This window comes from Halorubrum lacusprofundi ATCC 49239 (assembly GCF_000022205.1).
Taxonomy (GTDB): Archaea; Halobacteriota; Halobacteria; order Halobacteriales; family Haloferacaceae; genus Halorubrum; species Halorubrum lacusprofundi.
Genome location: NC_012029.1, coordinates 2,119,733 through 2,134,044, shown reverse-complemented (window position 1 = coordinate 2,134,044; position 14,312 = coordinate 2,119,733). Strand labels below are relative to the sequence as shown.

The 14,312-nt window shown below is 69.0% G+C and carries 18 protein-coding genes; 9 read left to right on the top strand and 9 right to left on the bottom strand.

Annotated features, from left to right (window positions below; translation table 11 throughout):
- Nucleotides 1-173 precede the first annotated feature (173 nt).
- Nucleotides 174-578 carry a helix-turn-helix domain-containing protein gene (locus HLAC_RS10670; RefSeq protein ID WP_015910844.1) on the top strand — a complete coding sequence of 135 codons (405 nt, stop codon included), beginning with the start codon at nt 174-176 and terminating at the stop codon, nt 576-578.
- Between the two features lie 90 nt (nt 579-668).
- On the opposite strand, the gene HLAC_RS10665 is transcribed toward HLAC_RS10670, so the two are convergent.
- Nucleotides 669-899, bottom strand: coding sequence for a hypothetical protein (locus HLAC_RS10665; protein WP_015910843.1), 231 nt, complete (start codon nt 897-899; stop codon nt 669-671).
- Between the two features lie 202 nt (nt 900-1,101).
- Here HLAC_RS10665 and HLAC_RS19820 point away from each other — a divergent pair, with 202 nt between their 5' ends.
- Nucleotides 1,102-1,503, top strand: a complete 402-nt coding sequence (locus HLAC_RS19820; protein ID WP_394296233.1) for a methyl-accepting chemotaxis protein — start codon at nt 1,102-1,104, stop codon at nt 1,501-1,503.
- Nucleotides 1,427-1,645, top strand: coding sequence for a hypothetical protein (locus HLAC_RS19975; RefSeq protein ID WP_015910842.1), 219 nt, complete (start codon nt 1,427-1,429; stop codon nt 1,643-1,645). Before HLAC_RS19820 ends, HLAC_RS19975 begins: the two co-directional genes overlap by 77 nt.
- On the opposite strand, the gene deoC is transcribed toward HLAC_RS19975, so the two are convergent.
- Entirely contained in the window at nt 1,642-2,289 is a 648-nt protein-coding gene (gene deoC / locus HLAC_RS10650) for a deoxyribose-phosphate aldolase (RefSeq protein WP_015910841.1), read from the bottom strand. The two genes, HLAC_RS19975 and deoC, sit on opposite strands and share 4 nt — an antisense overlap.
- Nucleotides 2,290-2,418: 129 nt before the next feature.
- Between deoC and gatD the strand changes: the two genes are divergently transcribed.
- Genes gatD through HLAC_RS10635 form a run of 3 tightly spaced genes read left to right on the top strand, consistent with a single transcriptional unit; the run spans nt 2,419 to nt 5,011 of the window.
- Complete coding sequence (gene gatD, locus HLAC_RS10645) at nt 2,419-3,723, top strand: Glu-tRNA(Gln) amidotransferase subunit GatD (RefSeq protein ID WP_015910840.1); 1,305 nt, start codon at nt 2,419-2,421, stop codon at nt 3,721-3,723.
- On the top strand, nt 3,720-4,784 hold the full coding sequence (locus HLAC_RS10640) for a GNAT family N-acetyltransferase (protein ID WP_015910839.1): 1,065 nt from the start codon (nt 3,720-3,722) through the stop codon (nt 4,782-4,784). The genes gatD and HLAC_RS10640 overlap by 4 nt, the downstream gene beginning before the upstream one ends.
- Nucleotides 4,781-5,011, top strand: coding sequence for a hypothetical protein (locus tag HLAC_RS10635; RefSeq protein ID WP_015910838.1), 231 nt, complete (start codon nt 4,781-4,783; stop codon nt 5,009-5,011). The genes HLAC_RS10640 and HLAC_RS10635 overlap by 4 nt, the downstream gene beginning before the upstream one ends.
- Before the next feature lie 9 nt (nt 5,012-5,020).
- Here the strand turns inward: HLAC_RS10635 and HLAC_RS10630 are convergent, their stop codons facing one another.
- Nucleotides 5,021-5,542, bottom strand: a complete 522-nt coding sequence (locus tag HLAC_RS10630) for an HPP family protein (RefSeq protein WP_015910837.1) — start codon at nt 5,540-5,542, stop codon at nt 5,021-5,023.
- Nucleotides 5,543-5,651: 109 nt separating this feature from the next.
- On the opposite strand from HLAC_RS10630, the gene HLAC_RS10625 reads away from it, so the two are divergent.
- On the top strand, nt 5,652-6,644 hold the full coding sequence (locus HLAC_RS10625) for an A24 family peptidase (RefSeq protein WP_015910836.1): 993 nt from the start codon (nt 5,652-5,654) through the stop codon (nt 6,642-6,644).
- A gap of 59 nt (nt 6,645-6,703) precedes the next feature.
- On the opposite strand, the gene dnaG is transcribed toward HLAC_RS10625, so the two are convergent.
- Entirely contained in the window at nt 6,704-8,221 is a 1,518-nt protein-coding gene (gene dnaG / locus HLAC_RS10620; protein WP_015910835.1) for a DNA primase DnaG, read from the bottom strand.
- 175 nt (nt 8,222-8,396) lie between these two features.
- Between dnaG and HLAC_RS10615 the strand changes: the two genes are divergently transcribed.
- Entirely contained in the window at nt 8,397-8,651 is a 255-nt protein-coding gene (locus HLAC_RS10615; protein WP_015910834.1) for a DUF3311 domain-containing protein, read from the top strand.
- Nucleotides 8,648-10,132 (top strand): sodium:solute symporter family protein, encoded by a 1,485-nt coding sequence (locus HLAC_RS10610; protein WP_015910833.1) that lies wholly within the window; start codon nt 8,648-8,650, stop codon nt 10,130-10,132. Before HLAC_RS10615 ends, HLAC_RS10610 begins: the two co-directional genes overlap by 4 nt.
- A gap of 74 nt (nt 10,133-10,206) precedes the next feature.
- On the opposite strand, the gene hemA is transcribed toward HLAC_RS10610, so the two are convergent.
- From hemA to HLAC_RS10585, 5 genes are all read right to left on the bottom strand, one after another.
- The gene (gene hemA / locus HLAC_RS10605; RefSeq protein ID WP_015910832.1) at nt 10,207-11,550 is read right to left on the bottom strand and encodes a glutamyl-tRNA reductase; all 1,344 of its coding nucleotides are present in this window, start codon (nt 11,548-11,550) and stop codon (nt 10,207-10,209) included.
- The gene (locus HLAC_RS10600; protein ID WP_015910831.1) at nt 11,547-12,224 is read right to left on the bottom strand and encodes a precorrin-2 dehydrogenase/sirohydrochlorin ferrochelatase family protein; all 678 of its coding nucleotides are present in this window, start codon (nt 12,222-12,224) and stop codon (nt 11,547-11,549) included. Before HLAC_RS10600 ends, hemA begins: the two co-directional genes overlap by 4 nt.
- Nucleotides 12,221-13,306, bottom strand: coding sequence for a siroheme decarboxylase subunit beta (gene ahbB / locus HLAC_RS10595; RefSeq protein WP_015910830.1), 1,086 nt, complete (start codon nt 13,304-13,306; stop codon nt 12,221-12,223). The genes HLAC_RS10600 and ahbB overlap by 4 nt, the downstream gene beginning before the upstream one ends.
- A gap of 87 nt (nt 13,307-13,393) precedes the next feature.
- On the bottom strand, nt 13,394-13,861 hold the full coding sequence (locus tag HLAC_RS10590; RefSeq protein WP_015910829.1) for a DUF7112 family protein: 468 nt from the start codon (nt 13,859-13,861) through the stop codon (nt 13,394-13,396).
- Between the two features lie 13 nt (nt 13,862-13,874).
- Complete coding sequence (locus HLAC_RS10585; RefSeq protein ID WP_015910828.1) at nt 13,875-14,282, bottom strand: 30S ribosomal protein S6e; 408 nt, start codon at nt 14,280-14,282, stop codon at nt 13,875-13,877.
- Nucleotides 14,283-14,312: the final 30 nt, after the last annotated feature.

Genomic DNA, 14,312 nt, shown 5'->3' with positions numbered 1-14,312 from the left:
TGGTGGTGGCGGCGACGGTGGCGGTGGCGACGACGGCGAACGTGGTCACGTCCTCTTCGGTGCCGCCGACGGCAATGATCGACCGCGCTCGCCTTCGTTAGCAGGATGTCGCAAGATTGTATTATCCACACACAAGCCTTTTACGGGTACGTGTCGTACGCTGGGATAATACTATGCCGGATTCCTTGTCCGAACAGCTCCAGAGCGACATGCAGTGTGAGGGGCTACTCGAGTGTTTCCACGGACTCAAGCCGCTCGATCGCGAGTGTTTCAGGGTGCTCGTCGAGAGCGACGAACCCATGACCATCGACGCGGTCGCCGAGGCGGTCGATCGTGAGCGCTCGACCGCCTACCGGTCGGTTCAACGGCTGCTCCAGACCGGTTTCATTACCAAAGAGCAGATCAACTACGATCAGGGCGGCTACTACCACGTCTACTCGCCGACCGACCCCGAGAAGATCACCGACGAGATGCAGCGCATGCTCAACGACTGGTACGCGAAGATGGGACAGCTCATTCAAGAGTTCGAAGAGAAGTACGACCGGTCGGAGACCGAGTCCGCGACCGTGTCCAGCTGATCGGACGGTCGCTCGCCGCTCGTTGCGCCGATTCCGCGTTTGTGGTCAGTTCCGTGTCGCTGTTCTTCGCCGATCGCCGGGCTCGTCTCGTCAGCGACGCCGCAGCGCGTAGGTCGCGTAGCCGACGGCGACGAGTAGGCCCGCCGACAGCAGACTCCCGAACACCGCCGGCGAGGTCCTGACGAGCTCGCCGAACGGGTCGGTGAGTACAAGCACGCCGACGATGAGCGCGACGGAAATGAGGATGCCCACCGCGCCGAACGCTTTGAACGCCGCGTCGAGGTTCTGTCCCCGCGATTCTGGTCCGGTCGGGTGACTCATGCCTTGCTGTAGGGGTTCTGTATATAAATGGATACGACGGCATTCTCACGACGAGAGAACGCGATGAGGGGTGTCCAGAGCCATTTACATCGTGCTCCACGACACACGGTGTCGCATTCAGAGGCGAGTAGTATCCTTGTTATTATTATTGAGAATCTCTGCATAGCGGTTTTATCCCCGATCCGTCGAGCGCAGATCCTCCATCGAGGCCGCCCGCGCGGGCGAGGCCGGCGAGGGGTTCGCGGTCGTCGCGAACGAAGTCAAGGATCTCGCGGAGGAAACGCAGGCGGCCGCCGCCGAGATCGAGTCGCAGATCGCGACCGTCCGCGAGACGAACGCGCGGATCGACGAGGGGGCCGGCATCGTTCGCGAGGCGTCGTCGTCGCTCGAGGCCGTCGTCGTCGCTCGAGGCCGTCGTCGACGCGGTCGAGGAAACGAACCACGGCGTCCAAGAGATAAGCGAGGCCGCCGAGGACCAAGCGCGGTCGACCCAGCGCGCGGTCGAGGGCGTCGAGGATGTCGCAGCGGTGAGCGGGGAAGTCGCAACTGGCTCCGAACAGGTGTCCGCGGCCTTCGAGGTCGACGTCGACAGCGACGAGATTGACGGCGACGGGGGCGGAGAGCGCGCGGAGAACGGAGAGAACGCCGAGAACGGGGAGATAGACGCCGACAGCGACGATTCGACGCACGGAGACGGTCTCGTCGCCGACGGCCACGGCCGAGATTCGTCGCCTGACGGGCGTTAGTCCCCGTCCCCGGGGTGTCCCTCAACGATGGCGACGCCGGAAGAGGCGCCGATTCGGACTGCGCCGGCGTCGAGCATGGCGGTCGCTTCCTCGTAGGAGCCGACGCCGCCGGAGGCCTTCACCGGGAGGTATTCGCTCATCAGCTCCACATCTCGGATAGTCGCGCCGCCGTCGGCGAACCCCGTGGAGGTCTTCACCATGTCGGCGTCGGCCTCGACGGCGGCCTCGCAGGCGCGGCGCTTCTCGTCGTCGCTCAGGAGCGCGGTCTCAATGATCACCTTCACCGGAACCGGCACCGCGGCGACCACGTCCGAAATCTCGGCCGCGACCGCGTCGTCCTCGCCAGCCTTCAGCCGACCGACGTTGATCACCAGATCGATCTCGTCGGCGCCGTCGTCCCACGCGGTGACCGCCTCGTCGCGTTTCACCCCGGGGGCGTGCTGGCCGTGCGGGAACCCGACCACGGTCGCGATCGTCTTCGGGGCGTTCTCGTAGTCGGCCGCCTCGGGGAGGTAACAGGGCGGAATACAGGCGTTCATCCCGTGGTCGGCGGCCTCGTTGAGGATGGTCTCGACGTCTCCCCACGTCGTCTCCGGGCCGAGTACGGTGTGGTCGATGCTGGCGGCGAACTCGTCGCGGTCCATGCGCTCTCGGTCGGGGGCGCGGGTAAAAGACGTACTGGGTCCGGTCCCGGCGTGAGTCCGGTCGAACGCCGGTCCGCCCCGGATCGCCGAACGGTTGGATTCAAGTCCGCCGGAGGGGAACCCGGTGGTATGCAACCGGGAGATCGCGTCCGCGTCGACCGCGGGGACGTCACGAACGAGGGCGTACTACTCCCCTCGACGACTCACGACCACCTCGTCGTCAAGCTCGACGGGGGGTACAACGTCGGTATCGACCGCGACGAAGCCGACGTGGAAGTGCTCGAATCCGGCGCCCGCGACGTCGACGAGGGCGCTGACGCGGGCGGTGGCGAGGCCTCCGAGATCACCTTCGACGGCGACCTGCCGACGATCTCGCTCATCTCTACCGGCGGCACCATCGCCTCCACCGTCGACTACCGGACCGGCGCGGTCACCGCCCAGTTCGACGCCGAGGACGTGCTGCGAGCCGTCCCCGATCTGGCCGGGCGCGCGAACTACCGCGGGCGCGTCGTCGCCAACATCCTCTCCGAGAACATGGAGCCGCCGATCTGGCAGGAGCTCGCCGAGGCCGTCCGCGAGGAGATCGCCGCCGGCGCCGACGGCGTCGTCGTGATGCACGGCACCGACACGATGCAGTACTCCGCGTCCGCGCTCTCGTTCATGCTCGACTCGCCGGTTCCGATCGTGTTCACCGGGAGCCAACGCTCGGCGGATCGGCCCTCCTCCGACAACGTGATGAACGCGGTCTGTGCCGTCGAGGCCGCGAAGGCCGACCACGCCGAGACGCTCGTCTGCATGCACGCGAGCCAGTCTGACGACGCCTGCGCGCTCCACCGCGGCACCCGCGTCCGGAAGAACCACACCTCCCGGCGCGACGCCTTCGAGACGGTCGGCGGCGCACCACTCGGCCGCATCGACTACGAGGCCGCGGCCGAGGCGGGCGCCGACGGCGACGCGGCCGACGCCGCCATCGAGTGGACCCGCGATCCGCTCCCGCGGGGGGAGGACGCGGGCGAAGACGGCGCCAGCGTCGACCTCGAACCCGACCTCGACGGCGACGTGGAACTGGTGAAGTTCACGCCCGGCATGGACCCGGCCGCGTGGGACTATCTCGACAGCAAGGACGGCGTCGTGATCGAGGGAACCGGACTCGGCCACGTTCACACCGACCTCATCCCGCGGATCGAGGCGCTGATCGAGAACGGGACCGTCGTCGCGATGACGAGCCAGTGTCTCGCCGGCCGCGTCTGCGACCGGGTGTACGACACCGGCCGCGATCTGCTCGACGCCGGCGTCGTCGAGGCGGGCGACACCCTCCCCGGCACCGCGAAGGTGAAGCTGATGTGGGCGCTCGCGAACCTGTCCGACCCCGCCGAGGCGATGGGGCGCGACCTCGCCGGCGAGCTGACCGAGGAGTCACAGCCCTGGCGATGACGACCCCCGACGCGGAATCGTCTTCCGCCGTCGTCGTCCGCGAGGCCCGCCCCGCCGACGCCGACGCGATCGCCGCGTTCACGCACGACACGTGGGGCGAGCGCCACGAGGATTACATCCCGCGCGTGTTTCCCGAGTGGGCCGCGTCCGACGACCCCGACAGCGGCACCTTCGTCGCGACGCTGCCGCCGGAAGCAGTGGCCGAGAGCGACGCGGTCGCGGAGCGCGACGACCGCGCCGAGGGCGACACCCTCGTCGAGGGCGACGGCGCGGGCGCGGTCGCGGCGGGCGAGCCGGAGGCCGTGGTCGGCTGTATCCAAGGCGTTCTGCTCTCCGAGTGGGAGGCGTGGGGGCAGGGGATCCGCGTCGACCCCGCGGCCCGCGGGTTCGGCGTCGGGACCGCGCTCTCGACCGCCGCGCTCGACTGGGCCCGCGACCGCGGCGCGCGGGTGTGTCGAAACATGGTGTTCTCGTGGAACATCATGGGGCTCGGGCAGTCGCGGGCGGTCGGCTTCGAGCCCGCGACGGAGTTCCGGTTCGCGGAGCCGGAGCCGGACGCGTCCGCCTCGATGGGGGGCTCTGAGGCCACACCCCTCGAGACCGTCACCGATCCCGACCCGAACGCCGCGTGGGCGTTCTGGAGCGACAGCGACGCCCGCGACCACCTGCGCGGGCTCGCGCTCGACTCCGACGAGTCGTGGGCCTGCTCGGCGCTCACCCGCGGGCGACTGGCGACCGCGGCCGACGAGGATCGACTGCTCGCGGTCGCCGACGCCGACGCGCTCGCCGGCTTCGCGGTCCGGACTCGCGTGACGGAGCGGGAGACGGACAACGAGACGATCCGGACCGCGACCTACGGCACCGCCGCGTGGCGCGATGTCGACGCGGCGGGGGCGCTGTACGACGCGATTGCCGGCGACGCCGCCGCGGTCGACGCCGACGCGGCCCGAGTGCTGATCCCCGAAACGGTCGAGCACGTCAGCGACACGGGCGCAAACCGGATCCCGGTGGCCGCCGAGCCCGATTTCGTAATGAGTGCGGACCTCACGGGCGAACCATGAGCCTCTTCGGCGTCGCGCTCCCGTGGTCGCTCCCGCTCACGCTGGTGATATACGGCGTCGTCGTCGCCGCCGCGGTGTGGATCTACCGCGACGCGAAGGCGCGCGGCAGCCGCTACGCGATTGTTTGGGCGCTCGCGACGCTCCTGTTCACGATCGTTCCGGTGCTCGCGTACCTGTACCTCCACCGCGACGCGGGGCCGGCGCGGTCGGAGCGACCGGACCGCTGATCGCGACGATCAGCCTTTTTCTACCCGATAGAGAGGGTGTGCGTCGCCGACGATCCGCTTGAACACCCGAATGACGCCGGCGTGAAAGCCGACGAGAACGCTCACGCTCGCGACGATGATCGCCACTTCGGTCGGGGTCGAGAGGAGCCCGAGCGACACGATCAGCGTCGTCGCGCAGGCGGGCGCGTGGACCGCGTCGGTCGCGATCATCGCCCAGCTCGTCGCCACGAGCGAGACGGTCGCGCTCGCGGCCAGCCGGAACCCCGCCGGCGAGAACGCAGGCGCGGTCGCGGTGAGGCTCGCGCCGGGCGCGATCAGCCACCACGCTGTGAGCCCGGCGACGCCGCCGATGAGGTGGCTTCCGACGATCCGGGCGGCGCGCCCGCGCTCGCTCCGTCGGTCGAACGCGAGCAGGAACGCCGACGGCCCGAGGCTCGGGAAGACGAACGGCTGGCCGGTGGCCCACGCGATCGCACCGAGGACGGTGAAGAGGAGCCCGGCGTACAGACTGGTTCCGAGGCGGCGGCGCATCGCTCGCCGGTCGTGGGTGAGCCCACAAAGCACCGGCGGTTCGGTCCGCGCTATCGATCGCGATACGCGAACCCGAACGCCTAATTACGCCCGCGCCGGCCGTGGTGACATGTTCGCGACGCTGCCGGACGCTCTCCGCCTGTTCGTCGTCCCCGTCTTCGCGTGGGCGGCCCTGCAAGACGTCCGGACCCGACGCCTCCCGAACCGGCTGTGGCCGCCGCTGTACGCGTTCGGGGCGCTACTGCTGATCTGGGAGCTTGCGGCGATATGGCCCCTCGCGGGATTCGAGGAGGTGCGATTCGCGGTGCGGGCCGCTATCAGCCTACTGTTTGTCGCCCCGCTGGGCTACGCGTTCTGGTACCTCGGGGCGTTCGGCGGGGCCGACGCGAAGGCGCTGATCGCGATCGCGATCCTCTTTCCCACCTTTCCGGAGTACGCCGTCGCCGGGCTGATCCTCCCGCTCGTCGACACCCAGCTCGGCGTGTTCTCGCTGACGGTGCTCACGAACACGGTCCTGCTCGCGCTGGCGTACCCGCTGGGGCTCGCCGTAAGCAACCTCCTCCGCGGGGAGCGCTCGGCGACGATGTTCTTCGCGCGGCCGGTGGCGACCGACTCGCTGCCGGACCGCCACGGGCGCCTGTTCGAGGACGACGCGGGGACGACCCGGAACGGGCTCGATCTGGACGCGCTCCGGATGTACCTGCGCTGGCGTGGGGCGACGCTCGCGGACCTGCGCGAGAATCCAGACCGCTTCCGCGACCCCGACAGCGTCGGCGAGACGCACGACCCGACCGACGGCGGCACGCACGTCGGACCGCGGACGGACGGGGGGACCGTGACCGGAGTCGACGGCGAGGGGGGCGCCGATCGTCCCGGCGACGACCCCTGGGCCGCCGAGCGATTCTTGGAGGAGATCGATCACGGCGCGTACGGCACCGACGCCGAGACGCTTCGCGGCGGACTGGCGGTCGTCGCCCGGAAGGACCGTGTGCTGGTGTCGCCGGGGATGCCGTTCGTCGTCCCGATGGCGATCGGGCTGGTCGTCTCGCTGACGTTCGGCGACGCGCTGTTCGCGGTACTCGGCGCGGTCGGCCTCGTCTGAGCAGTCGGGGTGGTTTGAGAACAGGTATCGTGCGCGCTGAAGGTGCTCCGCGCCCGCCGTCAGCTCCCGGTGCGGAGGTCGCCGACCGTGAGCACTCGCGTTCCCACAGGTCGCTTGACGAACTCGCCGACCTCGCGGCCGAGCAGCTCGCTGACCCCGCGCTGGGCGGCGACGTCGAGGAGGCGCTGGTCGATCAGCCCGTCGACGACGACCGTGTGCGGGGCCGTCTCGGCGTCCTCGATCGCGTCGAAGGCGTCGACGGCGTCGATCTCCGCGAGGACGCCGCGATCGTCGCCGAGCAGTCGGGCGCGGTCGCTGCCGGCGTCGACGATCTCCTGTACGTGCTCTTCGATCGAGCGCGGCTCGTTGTCGAGGGGGGCGTCGGTCTCTTCAACGCTCTCGGCATCCGCCGCTTCGTCGAGATTCGGATCGTCGGCCGCTCGATCGTCAAATTCTGCGTCGTTGATATCTGCGGTGTCGGAGTCGCTTTCCATGTCCCCCTCGCGATCCTCGCCGACCTCGTCGACCTCGCCCGCGTCGGTCGCCGCGGGCGCCGGCGTATCCTCGACCGCGTCCACGAGCCCGCGATCCGTCGCGCTCCGGGCTCCGCCGGCAACGACACCGGCGTCACCGTCGTCACCGCCGTCGCTCGCTCGCTCGCTCTCGGTTTCGCTCTCGGAAGGCTCGGACATCTCGCCCGAGCGGCCCCTTCCTTCGTTGTCGATGGGGGCACTTCCGGAGTCGTCAGTGGCCGCCTCGCGGAGGTTCGGCTCGTCGGCGAGGCTGCTGTACGGTACCTTGCCGCGAAGCGCCTCGAAGACGGTGTTGCGGTCGAGGTCCTCGACCGACTCGCCCGGCGGCGCGAACGCGACGTAGTCCACGTCGCCTACCTGCGCGAGCTCGCGGAGGATGAGTTCGCCGCCGCGGTCGCCGTCGAGGAACGCGGTGACGGTGCGGTCGGCGGTGAGGTCGGCGACCGCGTCGGGGACGTTGGTCCCCTCGACGGCGACTGCGTTCTTGATGCCACATTCGAGCAAGGTCAACACGTCCGCGCGCCCTTCGACGACGATGACGGCGTCGGAGTCGCCGACGCGAGGGCCGGCGGGAAGCCCTTCATAGTCGACGATTCCTTCGACACGGGCGGCCTCGCGGACCTCGTCTAAGATATCGTCGCTCGCGAGGCTCGTCTCCTCGAAGCCGCCGGCGACCAACTCCTTGGCGCGCTCGACGACCTCGCGGCGCTTCGCCGCCCGCACGTCCTCGATGCTCGTCACCTCCACCGAGGCGTGGCAGGGGCCGATGCGGTCGATCGTCTCTAACGCGGCGGCGAGGATCGCGGTCTCGACTTTGTCGAGGCTCGACGCGACCGTGACCTCGCCGAACGACTGACCGTTCTCGGACTCGACGGCGACGTCTATCCGGCCGACCCGCGAGGACTCCTGGAGGTCTCGTAAGTCCAGCTCATCCCCGAGGAGCCCCTCGGTCTGGCCGAACACCGCGCCGACGACGTCGCTCCGCTCGACGACGCCGTCGGCCGCGATGTTGGCGTGGATGAGGTATTTTTCGGTGTCTTTCATGATGGGTGAATGGTGATGATCGGCGGCGCTGGCCGCCCGTGCGTCGTTGTGTCCGTCAGCGAAAATAGTTATCGCACGCGCCTGCGTCGACCCCGTTTGAAGAGAATTTATCTTCGATAGCTACTACCGAATTAGGCAAACACTATTTATTCGGCGCATTCTAATACTGCTCCATATGAGTCGATCGCGGAGAGATCTCGTCTGGATACCGACGTTCGCGGTTCTCGTCGCCTTCGCGGTGCCGTGGCCGCTGTGGGGAGTCGATCGGGTCGTCGCCGGGCTCCCGGTGTGGATCTGGTGGCACGTGGCGTGGCTCGGACTGTGTACCGTCCTGTTCTGGCGGTTCGTCCGGAGCGGTGCGTGGGAGCGTGGCATGGGTCTCCGCCCCGAGTCGGAACCCGGATCGACAGTCGGGGGTGACCGACGGTGACGCTCTCGCTCTCGCTCGGTATCGTCGTCGGCTATCTCCTGTTCGCGCTCGCGGTCGGGCTCGTCGCCTACCGCGTCTCCGAGGCCACCGCCGAGGACTACTACCTCGCGAACCGCTCGATCGGGACGGTCGTGCTGCTTTTCACCACGTTCGCGACCCTGCTCTCAGCGTTCACCTTCTTCGGCGGGCCGAACCTCGCGTTCGCCGCCGGCCCGGAGTGGCTGATCGTGATGGGGACGCTCGACGGGGTGTTGTTCGCGGTGCTGTGGTACGCAATCGGGTATCGGCAGTGGCTGATCGGCGACCGGCACGGCTACGTCACGCTCGGCGAGATGCTCGGCGACCGGTTCGGCTCCGTGGGGCTACGCGCGCTCGTCGCCGGGGTGAGCCTCCTGTGGCTGTTCCCGTACGTCATGCTTCAGCAGATGGGCGCAGGCGAGGCGCTCGTGGGACTTACCGATGGCGTCGTCCCCTACTGGGGCGGCGCAGCGCTGGTCACCGCTTTCATGATCCTCTACGTCGTCCTCGCGGGGATGCGCGGCGTCGCGTGGACCGACACGGTACAAGGGCTGTTCATGCTCTCGGTGGTCTGGATCGCCGCCGTGTGGGTGGTCTCGGCGGTCGGCGGTGTCGGCGCGGCCACCGGCGCCATGCTCGACGCCCGGCCCGAGTTCGGGAGCTTCGGCGGCGGCCTCTACTCGCCCGGGTTCATCATCTCCACCGCGATCACCATCGCGTTCGGCGTGACGATGTTCCCGCAGATCAACCAGCGCTTCTTCGTCGCGAAGTCGGGCGAGACGCTGAAGCGGTCGTTCGTGCTGTGGCCGGTGCTCGTCCTCCTCCTCTTTCTCCCCGCGTTCATGCTCGGCGCGTGGGCGGCCGGAATGCCGGTCGAGGTGCCCGCGAACGCCAACGTGCTCCCCGTCGTCTTGGACGAGTACACGCCAGCGTGGTTCGCGGCGCTCGTGATCGCGGGCGCGATGGCCGCGATGATGTCGTCCTCGGACTCGATGCTGCTGTCGGGGTCCTCGTACTTCACTCGCGACGTGTACCGCCCCGTGATCAACGCTGACGCCTCCGAGCGCCGTGAGGCGTGGATCGCCCGGATCGGCGTCGCCGTCTTCGCCCTCCTCGCGTTCGTCGCGAGCCTCTTCCGGCCCGGGACGCTGATCGAGGTCGGTGACACCGCCTTCTCCGGGTTCGCGCTGCTCGCGCTCCCGGTGATCTGTGCGCTCTACTGGGATCGGACGACGCGTTCCGGCATGATCGTCGGCGTGCTCGTACCGCAGATCGTGTACCTCGCGGTGGTGCTGTCGGCGGTCGTCGCCGCCGTGCCGACGCTGCCCCGCGCCGTCGCCGGCGGCTGGGACGTGGCGCTCGGGCTGATGGTCCTCTCGGCGGTTCTCACGGTCGGCGTCTCGCTCGTCACCGTACCGACCGCCGAGGCCGACGCCTCGCGGTTCGCGGTCGCCGGCGACTGAGCAGGCCGGCGTCGCGGTCGCTCACGGGTTTGGTGAGTTATCTAGAAAGCCACGGCGCGGTCGGTGAGCCGCGCTCAGTCGTCGAGTTCCTCGGCGACCGAGCCGGGCGGGACCTCAATGTCGCCGGGTGCCGCGTCGTGCCCAGATCCGCTCGCTCCCGGACCCTCCGGCAGCGTGTCGAATTCGGGGTCGAACAGCCGGAGCGCGGTGCGGATCGTCTCCCAGTCGTCCTCGCCGGCCGCGTCGCGAAGCGACCGAGTCGGAGCGGCGAGCAACTGACCGACCAACGCGTCCGCCAGATCCTCGACGGTCTCGCGCTGCTCGTCGGTGAGTCCACCCTGCGCTTCGAGTTTCGAGACGGCGCGGTCGACCTCGCGGGCCTTCACGCGGTCGGCGCCGGCATACATCGCCGAGATGGCGTTATCGGCGCGCTTGCGCTTGTACGCCTCCAGGATGCGGTCGAGTTCCTCGTCGATAATCGCCTCGACCTCTCGCGCCTCTTCCTCGCGGCTCTCGCGGGTCTTGCGGGTCACGTCCTCCAAGGCGTCGATGTCGTACAGCGTGACTTTGTCGCGGTCGGCGAGCGCGGGCTCGATGTCTCGCGGCTGCGCGATGTCGATACAGACGAGCCGGTCGGCGCCCGTCACGTGTTCCGACCGGATCACCGGGTCTGGGCTGCCAGTCGCCGCGATCACGAGATCGGCGTCCGGGATCACGGTTGCGAGGTCGGCGAGCGGCACCGCCTCAGCAGGAGTCTCAACCTCCTCGGCGACGAACGCCGCGTTCGGCACCGTTCGGTTTGCCACGACGATCTCCGAGACCGGGGTGTCGTCGAGCGTCCGTGCCGCGAGCGTCCCCATCTCTCCGGCGCCGACCACGACAGCAGAGCCGTCGGTGAGGTCGATCTCGTCGGCGGCCAGCCGTACCGCGGCCGATCCGAGCGAGACGACCCCCTCGTTGATCGACGTCTCGTTGCGCGCCCGCTCCCCGACGTGGAGCGCCTTCGTCACCCCGTCTTTCAACACGGGACCGATGCCGCCCGCGGACTTCGACTCCTCGTACGCCTCGCGGAGCTGCCCGATGATCTGGTCTTCGCCGAGCACGAGCGATTCGAGCCCGGAGGCAACCCGCATCAGGTGTTCTAAGCTCTCCTCGTGGTCGAGTCGACGGACCGCGCCGCCGCGGACCTCGGGGGCGAACGACTCCAGCGCGACCGAGCCGTCAATGGTCCGGTCGGTGACGACATACGCCTCCGAGCGGTTGCAGGTCTGGATCGCGAACGCCTCCTCGACCCCGTCGCGCGCGAGCAGGTCCGAGACGGTGGCTCGGACGCCGTCGCCGCCCGCAGCCTCGATCTCGTCGACCGTCGCGCGGGAGTAGGCGACGCTTATGCCCGTGATAGCGCCCGTCTCCTTCATCTATTGAGTACCTCCTCGATCACGGAATCTGCCTCTTGCCGGCCGTAGGAATCCCCCTTTTGTAAAGCCTTCCAAACCCCCTCGGATCGCACGACGCGGCGGATCGCTTCCCGACGTTTCTCGGGGGGGACATCTCGGTCTTTGAGCTCCGCACGGAGCGTCCCTGACAGCTCCGCCATCGCGCCGGCGCCGTCGATCTCCGCTTCGATCCGCTCGCGGAGCGCCTTCGCGAGCGCCGGACTCGCGCCCCCGGTCGAGAGCGCCACCCTGACCGGGTCGTCCTCGATCGTCGCCGGGACGACGACGCTCCGCACGTCTCGGCCGCCCGAACGGTCCCCGGCCGACACGTCGGTCCGGTTGACGAGCGCGCCGGTGTCGAGCGCGGCCGCCTCGGCTGCCGCGTTGACGGCCGCGTCGTCCGTGGCGGCGACGACGAGAGCGGGGTCGACGCGGTCGATCCACCCGTGGATGGCCTCGGCGTCAGGTGTGGCGCGGACCAGTTCTACTGACTCGCGATCTTCCTCGGCGAGGTCGACCAGCCGATCGTCGAAGCCGGGGCTCACGACGACGACTCGCGCCTCGTCGGCGAACCGGGACGCCTTCCGCGACCCGACGGTGCCGCCGCCGAACACCAGCACCGTCTCGCCGGTGAAGTCGTGGTACAGCGGGATCACGCGGTGTTGCTGTCGGCGCGGTCAGCGATGCGGATCCCCGTCTTCTTCAAGATTCGGGTCGAGAACAGCGTGTCCCAGTCGCTCTCGCCGACTTCCCAGTACTCGTCCATCAGCTCTTTGACCTCCGCGATCCGGCGCTCGCTTTCGGCCTCCGTCCGCCCGTGGGTCATCGCGAAGAAGTTGTACTCCCAGACGCCCGCGTGCCGGGGTCGCTCGTAACAGTGGGTGACGAAGTCGAGCCTCGCGACGACCGGCCCGACCTCGTCGAGCGCGTCCTCGGGCACGTCCCAGACGGTCATCCCGTTCTCGGTGTACCCGAGCGCGTAGTGGTTCGGGATGACGCCGACGCGGCGCACCTTCCCCTCCGCGTTGAACCGCTTGATCGTCTCGATCACCCAGTCGACCTCGGCGCCGATCGCGGCCGCCACGTCGGCGTACGGCATCTCCGTGATCGGGAGTCCGCCCTGAATCTCGACGACGAGGTCGCGCTCGTCGAGGGTGAGCGTCGACCGGCCGCTGGCCGAAACCGCGGGCCCCAGATCCGAGAGGTCGATCTCGCCGTCGGGAACCGGGCCGTCGACGAGGAACTTCGCGCCGACGTGGAACTCGCGAACCTTCGGGAGGTTGTACGTCTCCTGCCCGGTCGCGGCCTCGATCTCCGCGAGTACCTCGTCGACCCGGTCGCTCCCGTCCTTGTCGGGATCCGGGTGGTCGGCGACGCTCACGACGAACCACATGTTGAGGTGGGGATGCTCGCGCTCGTAGTTGTGCGCCACCGCGGTGAACTCGTTGACCGTCTCCGCGATCTCCTCGTACCGGTCTTCGGGGGCGTGCATCGCGACGAGCGAGGCCGCTCCGCCGATCTCCTCGGCGTTGACGAGCGCCCCGAACCGGGAGAGGGTCCCCGCCTCGTCGAGTTCGCGCACGCGCTCGCACAGCTCCGGGCCGGTCACGTCGATCCCGCGCTCGCGGAGCGCGGCCGCGGCCGGTTCGAAGGGGCGCTCGGTCACCGGGAATCCGCCTTGAAAGGCGTTGATGATCCCGCGGTCGAGCGCCGTCAGATCTGCGTCGACCTCTTGCATACGTCTGGATCGGGTCCGCGCGAGAATAAGCGATCCGACCCGTTCGTCGACGCTGATGCCGATCGGGTCGGAGCGACCCGCTCAGGTTCACCCGTCGAGGTCGCGAGCGATGTCCGACAGCGACGACCGCGGGCCGCGGTTCGCCTCGTACACCGTCCGCTCGCCGGGGATTCGGAGTCCGTACAGCTCGCCGGGAACGACGACATCGAGGACAATTACGTCGCCCGGCTCGCGGTCGTTTTCGTCGAGCCACTCGGCGAGGCGGTTCGCTCCTTCGCCGGGCTCGCGCGCGAGCCGTCGGTTGTCGAACGCGCCGCGGATGATCCGTCCCTCGCTGTCGCTCCGTACCGGCGCGTGGTACTCCTCGCGGTCGATGGCGACACGAATTACGTCGCCCGCGGCGAGCGACAGCGACTCACAGGTCCCGGATTCGACGCGACCGTCGAGCTCGTCGTCGTTCGGAATCCGGACGCAGGGCCGGCGAGTCCCGCCGCTCCGGGCGAGCGAGACGCGGATCGAGGCGACGCCCTCGTCGTCGGAGGGAACGCGGGGCATCGAAAACGGGCGCTTACTCCTCGTCGGCGTCGTCAGCGTCGGCGTCGCCCTCTCCGAGCGCGGCGGCGACGTCGTCGCCCTCGACCACCGAGACGTTGATCTGGGCCACGTCGTTGTCGATCTCGCGGCCGCGGACGGTGATTCGCTTGCGCTCGCCCTCGCGAGACGGCTCGAATCCGACGCCGCCTTCGAGCAGGAGCTCCTTCAGGCGGGTGCCGGAGACGTCCTCGCGCATCGGGCGCCCGGTCTCGTCCGAGCCGCCGGTAATCGCGATCGTGTGCTCGGAGAGCCCGACGGCGTCGCCGCCGATCTCGTCACCGATATCGCGACCGAGGAACCGGTTTGCGTCCTGTCCGTCAACCTCTCGCTGGAACGTCTCACCGGTGTTGGGGTCGGCGATGACGACTTTGAATTCGGCCATGGGCGAACTGAGACTCCCGCGAATAAAAAG